Here is a 13,319-nt window from a genome sequence, read left to right on the forward strand (position 1 = left end):
TATTCAATAGTTTTGAATACCATAAAGTTACAAAACTTTATGGACATAAAAAAGCCTCAGCTTGTGAAAGTTGAGGCTTTTGCTATTTTTTTTGAGAAATAGTTCTGCAACAACCTCATTTCTTTATATCGTGCCACTCCGGGCACACCTCCGCTGCGCTTCGGTGAACCCGGTTACTATATAATCTGCGTCCTACGGACGCCCTTGCGGGATATAGAGTGGTATACATGGGATGCCTGGGGACGTGTATGTCAGGCAGAATTGGGGCGGGTATTGATCTGTGATGCACCGTAACTTCGGCTTGGTCCTAAATTCGCTACAAAGTTACTAATTTTAGGCGAATTAACAGGCATTCACATACCTGATTATTTCAATCCATGCTGTTTCAACTTGTAAAGCAAGGTTGTTCTGCCGATGCCTAACAGCTTGGCGGCATGGGTTATATTGCCTTTGGTCTGGGCTAATGCCTCTGAAATCCTCTCTTTTTCAGTCTTCGGATCTCGTAGGCGCAGACTGTTTCTGATTTCAGGCGAAGACCTGCTTATAGGCAGATCGGACGCTGTGATGACTTTCCCTGCCACTTTATAGGCGGCAAACAATACGACATCTTTTAGCTCCCTGATATTTCCGGGCCAGTCGTGAAGGGTGAGTGCTTTGATTGCAGAAGCATCGAGCCGTTTTGTCGGTTCGCCTTTCTCTTTCGCACGTTTGGAAAGTAAGTATTCGGCTATCGGCTGAATATCCTCCCTCACATCTCTCAGCGGCAAAACGGTTATATCCACCTGTCTAAGCAGATAGAACAGCGTCGGACGAAACGATCTGTCGCTGACCATCTCCTGCAAGTCAGGTTCGGCGGTGCATAACACCCTCACATCAGGATGGTCTTCCGAAAGGATATGTAGCAGCACCGACTGTTTGTCGAAATCCAGCAGGTGGATATTCTTTATCAGAATGGTTCCGCCCGCAGCTTCCTTGAAGTATCCTCGGATACGGTTGTACACTTCACTCCGTCCTGATGCCGGGTCGTGCATCCCCACAAGAGCCGCTCCTCCTGCCTCGATTACTCGGAGCGGTTTGTCAGTCCGCGAACTTTGCAGATAGATTGTTTTCGCCATCTGTTCCTTGCCCATACCGCTTTCTCCGATGATAACAACGTTGGCGTTGGCCGGAGAAATGCAGTCGATCTTCTTTCTGATTTTGTCAAACTCGCCACTCGGTCGGGGAATCAGCTCCACCTCATACTGCATTGAGGACGGCACACTGCGGATGTACCTTCTGATTACCTCCGGCAACTGCTTGTCAACACCAAGACGCTGCACTACATTCACCGCGCCATGATCCTGCAAGACCTCAATCGCATCCGGTTTGTTCAGGTTGTCCACTATGGCGATGACAGGGAATTTGTATCCCTCAGTCTTCAGCCAGTTGATTAACTCCTGCGCTGTGCCACGGGCGAATTTCATCGCCGTGACAATCACTGCGCCGGGTGGCAGTTTTGCCACCTCGTCTTTTGCTGCCTCCATCGTATCGACAGCAATCGGCTCATATCCGTGCTTGACAAGCAAGCCCGACATAAGCCGACGGTCTGATTCGGAGGCATCTACAATGAGAACCTTGTTCATCGTAAAATTAATTTAACATTGATATTTATTAATTAATAGTCCCCGACATCGCTGCCGAGGACTTGACTGTTTGTATGATAAAGCTGTTATTATATTGTCATTGGAACTAATTGGATTTCAGGGTGTTTAGAACAATGATCCAATGAAAGAAATACACTTTGGCTTAATTCTTTCTTGGGTGCATAGAATTTATGACCATTAGCCAAAGTTATATTCCTTCTTCCGAAATAGTACTCGAGATTGAATATTATGTGTTCATTGATTTACAGTCGGTTCATTTCAGCCTCTGATGCTGCCTTGCCCTTGTATTTGCTTTTCTTGGGTTGGAATTGGTACTGAACGCTTAGAGTTATTCCGCGTCGGTCATAGCTCTGGTATTTGTTCATAAGAATGCCGTATGTATTCATACTCCAGTCGTTGTTGCGGGTATTGAATATATCGGTTGCTGTCAGCTTAATGGCAAGTGCCTTGTCGAAGAATGTCTTGCGCACGCTCATATCCATTACAAACCATGAGGCCGCAAAACGATTGGTGTGCATATCTCCGCTACTTTGTCCCCGCATATTAGCGGAGATATAAAAACCTTTTGGTAACGTAATTGAGTTCTGAACACTGTATGAAAATATCGGCTTGTCGTAGCAGTCGTAGCTGTCATTGCCAAGTTTCATCCATGGTTTTGACATGCCGAGAGTAACTTCAGGAATCCAACGGCGTATCGGGCGGCTCCAGATTAGATATGTGCTTAATTCGGATACGTTGACATTTACCGGATGGAGCAGCATCTGCAATGATGACGCTGGATAAATCTCTTTTACAAAAGCGTATGTGTAAAGACTCCGGATATAATCCACCTGCAACATAAAGTCATTCCATTGTCCGAACAGTTGCAGATTGTGCATCTTTTCATCGCGTAGCGTAGGATTACCGCCCTCAATCTCATGTTCTCCAGCATAAGTCAGTCCTCCTGTCAGTTGTGAATACGGCGGTTTGATAGTTGCCATTCTATAACTTAGGTTTACCATAGAGGTTTCATTGAAGAAATAGCCAAGAGATATATCAGGAGTGAGAAAATGATCCGTGCGACTTACATCTGTATCTTTCTTTCCGTCAACAGTGAATAGATAATCAACGTATTCATACCTCAAGCCTGCTGACAGACTGAAATTTCCAAACTGTCTTGCCCACGATGCGAAAGCCGCTAATGAAGTCTGTTTGGCATCAGTCAGAGAAGACGGAATATATGTTCCGACTGAGGTATTGAGCATTCGGTAATCAAGTTTTGTACGGGTATAGGAATCCTGTGTACCGACGGTGAAATCACCTCCAGCAAGAGGAAAGTCGAGATAAAGTTTTCCAGCCCAAAGTGAACTGTTCTGGTTTTGTGTGGAGTTTACTGCTTGTAAAGTCTCATTGTTGTAACTTGTATTGCTGTGTTTGTCATTGTTAGCCCCCCTGAAATTACCGTCAAAGTGAAGATGGTATTTATCGCCAAGAGTATTATCATAGTACAGAGATACCAGATGATTCCTTGTATCATCTTCTCCTGATATTTTGCGATATAGAGGTTTCTCAGTGTTAATCCATTCCGTACCATCATTAAGTGGATCGGTATGAGAATACATAAACCGATAGTATGCGCCAAATGACTGGACTCCTTCCGAGAAATTGAATCCCAACTTACCTAATGCACTATTTTCAGGATATGTACTATGAAAAGTCGTGCCTACTTTTGTCGGTTTGCCTTCAAATGTAAGAGTATTGAGTGTTGAACCCTTGATTACACTGTTGTCATGGTCATAATATCCGGTACCAAACAGCTCCCACTTACCGGTATGATAGCTGAAATCAAGCATATCGTTCACCGACCACTTACGTCTTACACGAGTCTCCACTTCATTGCTTATACTGAGGCCATGCACAAAGTTTTTACGGGTTGTGATTTTAAGCACAGCATTAGTCGTACTTGCGTACTGTGCGCCCGGAGCCAGTACCAGCTCAACACTTTTTATGTTGGAGGATTGAAGCTGACGCAGTTCTGCATCATCGCGCATAGGTCTTCCGTCGATGTAGATGGCTGGCGAACCTTTGCCGGTTACTGATACCGCGTTGTCGTCCACAGATATTAGTGGAAGCTGTTGCAGTACATCAAGTGCATTTCCTGCATTTTGCAAGTTTGACCCTGCGACAGTAGAAACGAGTGAGCTACCGACAAGTTTTGTGGCGGGTTGTTTGGCGGTAACAACAATCTCTTGCAGCTCCCTAATCAGTGAATCAATCTGCATAGTTTCTTGCGAATACACATTAAACCACACTGACAGATTCAGGATAGTGATAAATAATAATCTATATCTCATGGAGTTACTGTTATAAAGATATTAAATTAGGGATATTTATTTCATAATTGCCGAGGATGCGCCAGACTGTTCTCCAACTTCGTTACCACGTTGTACTTTCTTGCCGTAACCGAATGTATAGGTCACCGATACGCTCAAACGACGATGAAAGCTGTTCCCATCGACAAATCGTGTTTCTGAATATAACGGAGTTGATAATGTATTGGTGGCACATAGCCAGTCATTGCGAAATAGATTCATTGCGCTGACACGTATATTCCAGTTTGAACGACTCCACCCCGCGAGAATCTGATAGAAGTCACGATCTTTATAGACTACACCACGATTGCCTTGAACCGTAAGATTTCTTGTTTGATATGAAGCCTGAAAATAGAAATTCCCAAGATAATATGTCGCAGAAGCGTTACAAGTAAATGGAGTACGTGTTATGTCGAACAATCCGGTCATGCGATAGAATGACACAGACGGAGAGGCCGCAAGCTGTAGATTGCCGTTAAACAACTTGTAATTGAATGACAGGCCGATTTGAGTACGGTTATAGTCACCGTCAGTTTCAAAACCTCGCAGTATAGCCGCTCCATTATTGTAAGGTTTGTAAACAGGTACAAACAGATTATATTCTCCGAAGTATTGGGCAAAAGCCGAAGCTGAGAATTTATTAGACGGCATCCAGTTATAAGACAAATTCAACGTAATCTGTCGTGACAGCCCGAGATCAGGATTTCCTGTATAATACAACAGTTCGTTTTGCTGAAGAATATTGGGCGTTTTTTCACTGGCACCGGGATAGTTTGCCCCGAAGTGAAAATATGCTCTGAAAGAATGCTTTTGGGATGGAGAAAATCCGGCTGACAGATTTATGAGCGGATATACCTCAGAAATGGACTGGTCGTTGATCCTGTTTCTCTCCCATTGTAGTGCAACATCAGTACTCACATTCCATATGTTATTGGAAAAATTGTAACCGAGTGCAGCACCGGCATAAGTGTCTGAAAAATCATTTTTATATGGTGAAGTACCGAAATAGCTTACATCATTTGATGTCGAGCCACACCATGCCCGTAAAAAGGCATTTTGCCGGTCGGTGATCCCCTTGTATAGAGTAGCACTTCCTCTTAATTGCCAGACGCTTTCCTCGGATTCATTCATAATGCCATCGTTATCAGCAGAGGTCTTATAACGATAAGAATAATCCGTATGTCCGTAATTTATTCCCGGAGATATGCTTAAATGAAAATTACGCGGCAAAATGAAATAATAATTGCCTGACCATACAAGATAACGGCTCGTATACGGCTCGTTTCGTTCATATGAATACTTACCGTACTGTTCCGGTTCATACGACAAATTGCCTGTGGTTTCGGCTATCGGTGACTGGTCAAAATTAAAACCGATTGTATTTGCAATCTGCACTTTATCGGAATCATAGATAGCCCTGAATGTTACAGGGTACTGATTATACTTGAAGTGAGAATAATCGAATATTTCGTTACGTGTTATATAATAAGGCTCTCCATGGTTGTTTTCAAGAGTATAGTCTCCGATGATTGACGTTCCGGAGTGTTTTATATCATGGTTGGACGCACCGGCATATAAGTCGTAAGTCATTCTTTTGTATGCGAATTTGGAATATACAGAGGCTCTGCTTGACAGCTTTCCGACGAGGAAATTTTCGCCTACTGTCGCTTTAGTATAGCCTCCATATTCATATTTCTGCATTATAAAGTTGACAACATGCTCGTTGCCTTGAAAACGTGGGTCGGTTGGAAAATCAAGATACTCCACACGGCGCACATCAGCAGTTCGGATACCCTCTATTTCTTCTGCCGATGCGGGTATATAGTTTATATAGACTGCAACATTCTGTCCGCTTGAGGTTGTAACAGCATTGTCCACAAGATTGATATTGATTTGTGGAATCGCAAGCTGACACAGAAGATCAATCGCATTTTGTGCAGATGATTTTTGCTTTCCATTTGGAATATATGTTGAAGTAGATGTTCCGGTCCGTTGCATCTGTGCTTCAACAATGACCTCGTTAAGCTCTTTTGCTTCGATTGAGTCTTTTTTTTCAGTTTGACCAAATGCAAATATGGATGAAGCCAAAGCTATGAAAAGGATTGTTCCTCTCATTGTAGAATATGTGATTGTAATCATGTTAGCAAATTATTGGAGTTGTAATGAAACAGTCTGCATACTTGTGTTTGCATTTGTGGAAAACTGGATTTTAGTCCTGCTCTGTATTTATTTTTGCTACAAATTTCCAGAACACTTTATCACTGTTAGGGTACAACACCGGATCTTGATATGAATTATATATCCACAAATCTTTTGCAGTCAGCTTGTCAATCAACCAGAAACGCTCGGATTTGTCAATGTATATCACAGCAAAATTATCAGTGGTGAAAGTCCAACGAAAATAAACCGGTTCTCCGCTGATACTTCCATCTTCCCATTTTACCCACTTGTATGAGCCGGTGCCGTTGGTGTTAAATTTATATACCCATCCTTCTTCCTGAAATTCATTCGGTTCAAAGTCAGGTGTATGCTCATAGACCAGCTTCCACTCCCTTGCAGTCAGTTTCGCAATTATTTCCTGCTGTTCACTGTCATAATAGCCGGTACGTTCCTCACATGAAACGAGAACGAACGCAACCAAAGTTAATATCAGGTAGTTCAAATACTTCATCTTGCGATAGAAACGGTTACGTTGTCGCCACCGATTAAGGTTATTCCGCTTAAAGTCTTATTATCGTCAAGGATTGACGGTGCGACAAGCCGATAGTTATGAGTAGAAATAAAAGACTTGACTCCTGAAATAAAGACAATCTTGGAATCGCTATTGCTCTGATTCCCCAGCGACACCTGTGCGCAATAGAATGTTGAGCAGTTGCCGATATTAACGGTCATTACCATATCTGACTGAGCGAAGAAGCTCACACTCCGGCTTTTGCCTTCCTCTAAGGACAAGGAAGCAACTCGACCATGAGAATAGTAATCCTCGTTTAGTTTTGAGATATAAAATGAATCGTTGTCGTCACCGTCTATTACGACATTTGAAGTCAGCGTAGAATAGACAAATGCACTCACCCCGCCGGAGCGTTTCACTGCTGACAGTTGTCTGTTTACAGCCTTCATCTCATTGATGAAACGGTTTCTGTTAATCTGGCTGACAGTCATAAGTTCCTCTCTGCCGCTATTGAGCAGATAATCCGAGGCTGTAACCTTTTTATCAGGATTAAGGACGAAAGTTCCCGTAGTCCGGTCAACCTCTACAAACCGGGCCATTATCTGCGCGTCAGTTTCGTATGCTCTAATGGCTTCCGGCTCATTGAACACAGTGTTGCTTTCGCTGCATCCGACAAGGAGTGCGGCTGTCCCTAATATTACTTTGATGCTTATATACTTCATAATCGCTCAATAATTTGAGCAAAATTAGTAAGCACAAAGTTTCCATGCAAGACAAAAAGTTTAACGGCGACAATTTTTATTTTTCTATGTATTAGGTAATTAAAGGTTGCAGATATGGCGATTTTGGCGCAGCCGCCCCGAAAGTTTAACGGGAGGAACAAAACTGAGGGATCAGAGGCTTTTCAGGAGTTTCCGGATATATATGCCGATATTGGTTTCGTGTTCGTCAATACCGAGTTTGCTCCTTATTTCGCTGCTGATGTTGTAGTGGCGGCGTAGCTGCATATAGCTGCCGACATCTTTCCCTTTCAGACCGATTGCATACAGACAAAGATAGTTTATCTCATATTCGGTCAAGCCGTGTTCCTCAAGATACTTTATGAACATGGGGTGCGATGCCTTAAAAGCAAGACGGTTTGAGTTCATAAACCGCTCCTTGTCACTTATCTCCTGTCGGAGCCACTCATCATACGCGTTGACATTGGTATCTTTATCCAATATCCGCGCAGCGAAAAGTCTATTAAGCATTTCCACACGCTCCTTTATTACCTTTCTGACATCATCGGGCAGATCTTCTTTATCGGATAAATCTTTTAGCTGCTCGTTTTCTGTTTCGAGCTGTGAAATCCGCAACCTCATATTCTCGGCGGCGAGTTCTGCCGTATGTTTTTCCAACTCCAAAACCTCATTCTGCCTCAGAAGTGCGTCGTTTTCAAGTTGCAGACGGGCCTTCTCGTTTTCAGTGACTGCCCGTTTCATCCGTCCCATACGATAGAAATAATATATCACTCCGACAACTATCAGCAGTATGAGCAATGAGCATACGCTCAGCCATATTATTCTATCCTTATGTTGGATTTTCCGAATATTCCTCAATTCCAAGTCATGACGCTCCTCTGCAACCGTAGTTTTCTGATAATATATCTTGGAATTTTCTCTTTCTACAGCATCATAATATGTTTTATAGGAGGCTAACGCCTCTTTGTATTTATCATTGGCTTCCAATGTTTTAGCTTTGAGCCGAAGATATTTGGACGATCTGCCGACTTCACCACATGAATCAATCAAATTCAATATATATTCCGCCTTCTTGGCTTGATTCAGTATAAGGTATCCATTAGCTATATTAAGTCTGGATTCATCATTCATCATAGAATAATCCGAAACAGTATCCAATAATGATTTTATGGCAGAGTCTGACTCAAAACTGATTAGATACGTCTGTTGAACCAATAATCTTTCTTCCTGATAGTCCGGCACATATTGAGCAAGAGAATCTACCAAAGGCATGATGCTGTCGGATAGTTGTCGATTGCCTAATGCAATACTTCCATTCAATGCTTTTATAAGACTTGATTGCTGATATCTGTCATTATTCAGTTTGTCGTATAATTCAGCCGCCTTCAGGCTGCTGGAAACATAATCCTCAATCTGATATGAAAAAAAATACAATATACTTTGAGCTACAAGCATGTGGGCATAAGTGAGCGAATCTCTACATTCATTTTTGAAATCATTTGCTTTCAGAAATGTCTGCATTGCCATATCAAAGTCAGGTATGTTCTGGTATATACGCCCTTGATAGTAGAGTGTCTTTAACTTCTCATCAGGTGTGCCTTTGTCCTTGTCGATATAATAGTCGATTGCCGGCTGGAGGACGTCAAAGGTGGTCGTGTCAATATAGTTCTTGTCAAGAGCCTGCGACATGAGCAGTGCATATCGGGCTTTCTCTGCTTCGGAGGTGACCAGTTCTGTATCAATCCCATTGAGAACAGATAACGCAGAATCAGGACGTTCTGCCATCATATTTTCGGCAACAGCAAGTTGCTGGTCAACTGCCGGATTGCCGGAGCATGAAACGATTATGCTTGTCACAACCACTGTAACAAGCATCAGAATCCAATGAATTATATATGAGTTTTGTCGTTTTTCCATTTACAGAAATAGACCGGAATAGAGCCTACTTAATTACAAAGTTAGCTAAAATTCTCGACATAAGGGCTATGCACGCTTATGATTTAGCATGTTTTGACAAAAACATATGTAAAAACAGCGGCAAGTATATGGATACACACCATGATACTTGCCGCTGTATTATAGACCCGGTGGACGGGATAACGGTCGATGAAAAGACGGAGATTGATAGCGGATAGCTGGTTCTGCAACCATCGACTTTTTCTGGTCGTCAGATGTTGAAGGAGCATCCACCTTGGTGGCATTGACTTCAACGGTTGAAGCCGGTTTATTCTCAACGCCGTCCCGTTCGTCCCTTTTCGGTGCCAGTTCGGCGGTGATCTTTCGGTCGAGGGCGGCAAGTTCTGATTTGAGCTGCTTCAATTCGTCCTCCTTGCCCCATGTCTTGGCGATGATTGCTTCGAGCTGGGGAACGTCAGCTTTGAGTCTGGCGGTTCGTTCCTCATACTGGGCGATGATGCCGGGTATCTTCTCCAGTGCGTTGACGAAGTTCATGCAGGCGGCATGGGTGTTGCTCATCGCTATTATGCCGTTGTTGTACTTGTATTTCAGGTTGCCTTCGACTACAAAACGGTTCTGCACACTCTCGTGACCGTCAACCACCGTCGGTTCGGATATGATGGAAATCGGGAATCCGTAAATTTCTCCGATACGCTGGTAACGGCGGTTGGTGTTGGTGTTTATCGCCAACCCTTGCAGGTGGATACCCATGTTCTTCTCGTCGGTAAGCTGACAGGTGTCGATGGTGAGGTTGTTTATCGGGTTGCCGTCCTTGTCACGCTGTACCACTTCCTCATAGCGGGTATAGTCTGCTTTCATCTGAGCTATGATAGCCTCGTTGTTGGCTATGTCGTGGGTAATCATCTGCAACTTTGACTCGGAATCAGCGCGCCCCTTGCCGAATGATTTGCGCTCACTCTCCAGCGAGGCTATCCGCTTTTCAAGTTTCGCTTTTTCGAGAAGGTCGGTGTTACCGCTGAGAATAGCCATATACTCCGAGAAGTTCATGCCGTTCTGTTCGTCCATCGCGCCCTCGTCGATTGTTCTCGCTCCGAGCGCGCCACGCTTGAGCTGGCTGATGAATGTCGCTTTGCAGTGGAGAAGGTTGAACTTGTAGGAGTCCAGCGATTTCTCCACGGCATAGATGATGACATCCACCTTATTGTCGGCATAGAGTTTGGCAATCTCGTTGCCGGCACGGATTGCACGTCCCTCGCGTTGTTCCAAGTCGCTGGGACGCCACGGGCATTCCAGTTCATGGACGGCGACAGCCCTGCGCTGGGCGTTAACTCCCGTGCCGAGCATACTCGTCGAACCGAAAAGCACGCGCACGTCGCCGCTGTTCATCGCCTCAATCACAGCCTTTCTCGACCTCTCTGTCTTGCACTCCTGAATGAAACGTATCTCATGCGCCGGAATACCGTAATCCTCAATCAGTTTGCGTTTGATTTCGGAATAGATGTTCCACTCGCCGGGCTTGTAGGTGCTGAGATCGCTGAACACGAACTGAGTGCCCCGCTGCTCATCGTATTTGCGGTAATATTCGGCAATCATACGGGCGCAGTGCGAGGCTTTGTTGTCGGGATTGTCATCGTATGCCGCAGAAATAAGCCTCATGTCAAGAGCCATTTTTCGGGCATAGTCCGTGGCGATAAGCATCTTCGCCTTTTCCTCGGTTTCAGAAAGTGGTGCTCTGCCGAGTATAGTAGCATCGCCACTCTCGGCAAATTTCATCAGCTTCCCGATGAAGTCCTCCTGCTGCGGTGTGGGAGGAATGTTATGCAGTATCTCGTTCTTTGCAGGACGGTCAACGCCTACGTCCTCCGCCGTGCGGTAATCCGTTATCTCGTTGTAGAATGCCGCAAGCTCCGGTACTTTGATAAAGTAACGGAAACGCTCTTTCTGCACAATTCTATTGGTGACATTAAACTCGAAATCTGTTGTTTTCTTTGCGAAAATCGCCAGCCAAGCGTCTATGCACCGTATATCCTGCCTTTCAAGTTCTTTCGGACGCAGATACTTGAACAGCAGATACAATTCGGTAAGCGAGTTGCTGATTGTCGTACCGCTGAGAAAAGTAGCACCGAGGTCTTTGCCAGTCCGCTCCTGAATGGTGCGTATGGCGTAGAGAAGATTCAGCGCACGTTGTGAGCCTTCCGAGTTGCCCAATCCCGCCACACGGTCGTGTCGGGTGTTGAACATCAGGTTCTTGAACTGATGCGACTCGTCAACGAATATATGGTCGATACCCATCTGCTTGAAGTCAACGACTGCATCCTTGTTCTGCTCCATCTGATACTGAATGGTCACAATCTTGGCGGTGAGGTTCTCCTTACGCTTGATTAAGCCTTTGAGCATACCACGACTAACATCGTGGCCCTGCTGTTTCAGCACTTCGAGGTTTTCTTCAACAGTGTCAAGTTCAGCCTGAAGGATTTGCTGCTGCATCTCCGGCGACTGCGGTATCTTGCCGAACTGGTCGTGCGACATTATCACGCAGTCGTAGTCGTTGTTCTTGATCCGGTTGAAGAAGTTGACGCGGTTGTCAGCCTTGAAACTCTTTTCATCGGCAAACAGTATCCGGGCATTGGGATATGCCGTCTGGTACGTCATGGCAATCTCGGCGACATTGGCTTTCAGCCCGATAATCATAGGCTTGTGTGCCAGTCCAAGACGCTTCATCTCATGCGCTGCAATACACATTATCAACGTTTTACCACAGCCCACCTCGAAGTCACACACTCCACCTCCATTCTGTTTAAGCATCCATATACAGTCCTTCTGCGACTGATAAATCGAGCTGATTCCATAACGGTCACCGAGAAGTTTCATGTTCAAATCCGGGAATGTCTGGTGTGAGCCATCGTAGCGGGGACGCACAAAGCAGTTGAACTTGTCATTATACAAATCAACAAGACGATTCTTGAACTCAGGCGACTGTGCTTCAAGCCATTCGCCAAATCCGTTACGTATCTCCTCAATCTTTGTATTGGCTAGTTGGATAGCCTCGCTGTCGGGGACCTTGATGTCGTTGCCGTTCTCGTCCTTGCCGATTGATTTCTTTATGTCGGGGACAGTATTGTGTAGAGCGTGTTTCAACAGGTTCATGCCGTCGTAGGTGCGATAGTGACCCCTTACGCAGAATTCCTCCCAGATGGTCACATTCTTGCGACTCGCCTCTGCCGAGTATTCATCCATAGAGGCAGAATATGCAATCTTAACATCGGTATGGTAGAGGTACGACATATAGGCGGAGTATATGCCTGTCGGTATCCATCGCTCGCCGAAGTTGAAGTCAAGTTCATCGAACTCGATGCGGCGGGGCCGCGCCTCCTCCAACGCTTTGAGGGAATCTTTCGACAAGGCAATAAATGGCTCTACACCATCATATCCGGGGAAGTCCTTTATCCGTTCTTCCTCATGGTCAATCCATGCCCTGACATTATCGGCTTTTGCCACTACATTTCCGGCAATGAAACGGTCTTTGACCTCATAGCTGCTGACAAGCGGATTATAATATATGTGACCTTCAAGGTTATCTACCAATGAATCCTCATCCATATCCACAAGCGATGACATATATTCGAGGTTGACAACACCGTATTTATTGAGCGATGCGGTCAGTGCCTCCAGCGGGGTATCAACCGAAGAAACCTCGTCAACGGCGAATGAGACCGGATGGTCGAAAATATCAGCCTTGACAAACCGACCGTTCTCGCCCCGCTCCAGTGCCAATGCGTCCCTGCCGTTGGCATCCATATTTAGGAGTTATTATACCCTCATATATCGTTAGTATATAAGGATATAACACCACGTAGCGTGTACTAATAGTGTACTATGTGGGTAAAATGGAGAAGAAGAATAGAGGCGATTTAAGGATTTTATATGTTCGTTAGGAATTTTTAATTCGACTTTGTTCTATTTTTCTGACAGCAATTTTCCCGGTATGTCGGTTTTC

The 13,319-nt window shown here is 44.7% G+C and carries 6 protein-coding genes and 1 pseudogene; all 7 read right to left on the minus strand.

Features of this window, described 5'->3' with window-relative positions; genetic code table 11:
* Positions 1 to 365 precede the first annotated feature (365 nt).
* On the minus strand, positions 366 to 1,622 hold the full coding sequence (locus QGT73_RS11880; protein ID WP_280122518.1) for a sigma-54-dependent transcriptional regulator: 1,257 nt from the start codon (positions 1,620 to 1,622) through the stop codon (positions 366 to 368).
* Between the two features lie 263 nt (positions 1,623 to 1,885).
* The gene (locus QGT73_RS11885; RefSeq protein ID WP_280122519.1) at positions 1,886 to 3,904 is read right to left on the minus strand and encodes a TonB-dependent receptor domain-containing protein; all 2,019 of its coding nucleotides are present in this window, start codon (positions 3,902 to 3,904) and stop codon (positions 1,886 to 1,888) included.
* Positions 3,905 to 4,012: 108 nt separating this feature from the next.
* The gene (locus QGT73_RS11890; protein ID WP_280122520.1) at positions 4,013 to 6,109 is read right to left on the minus strand and encodes a TonB-dependent receptor; all 2,097 of its coding nucleotides are present in this window, start codon (positions 6,107 to 6,109) and stop codon (positions 4,013 to 4,015) included.
* A gap of 94 nt (positions 6,110 to 6,203) precedes the next feature.
* A complete protein-coding gene (locus tag QGT73_RS11895) occupies positions 6,204 to 6,665 on the minus strand; it encodes a 4-hydroxy-3-methylbut-2-enyl diphosphate reductase (protein WP_280122521.1) in 462 nt (153 codons plus the stop codon).
* Positions 6,662 to 7,387: a hypothetical protein gene (locus tag QGT73_RS11900; protein ID WP_280122522.1), complete on the minus strand. Its 726-nt coding sequence runs from the start codon at positions 7,385 to 7,387 to the stop codon at positions 6,662 to 6,664. The genes QGT73_RS11895 and QGT73_RS11900 overlap by 4 nt, the downstream gene beginning before the upstream one ends.
* 171 nt (positions 7,388 to 7,558) lie before the next feature.
* The gene (locus QGT73_RS11905; protein ID WP_280122523.1) at positions 7,559 to 9,322 is read right to left on the minus strand and encodes a hypothetical protein; all 1,764 of its coding nucleotides are present in this window, start codon (positions 9,320 to 9,322) and stop codon (positions 7,559 to 7,561) included.
* Positions 9,323 to 9,481: 159 nt separating this feature from the next.
* Positions 9,482 to 13,129, minus strand: a pseudogene (locus tag QGT73_RS11910) (helicase-related protein); the annotation flags it as partial.
* Between the last annotated feature and the right edge of the window lie 190 nt (positions 13,130 to 13,319).

This window comes from Duncaniella muricolitica (assembly GCF_910574735.1).
GTDB lineage: Bacteria > Bacteroidota > Bacteroidia > Bacteroidales > Muribaculaceae > Duncaniella > Duncaniella muricolitica.

Bases quoted from the DNA above. Each gene is read 5' to 3' on its own strand.
- QGT73_RS11880 (WP_280122518.1), bottom strand. From the start codon at position 1,622: ATGAACAAGGTTCTCATTGTAGATGCCTCCGAATCAGACCGTCGGCTT.
- QGT73_RS11905 (WP_280122523.1), bottom strand. From the start codon at position 9,322: ATGGAAAAACGACAAAACTCATATATAATTCATTGGATTCTGATGCTT.
- QGT73_RS11900 (WP_280122522.1), bottom strand. From the start codon at position 7,387: ATGAAGTATATAAGCATCAAAGTAATATTAGGGACAGCCGCACTCCTT.
- QGT73_RS11890 (WP_280122520.1), bottom strand. From the start codon at position 6,109: ATGAGAGGAACAATCCTTTTCATAGCTTTGGCTTCATCCATATTTGCA.
- QGT73_RS11895 (WP_280122521.1), bottom strand. From the start codon at position 6,665: ATGAAGTATTTGAACTACCTGATATTAACTTTGGTTGCGTTCGTTCTC.
- QGT73_RS11885 (WP_280122519.1), bottom strand. From the start codon at position 3,904: ATGCAGATTGATTCACTGATTAGGGAGCTGCAAGAGATTGTTGTTACC.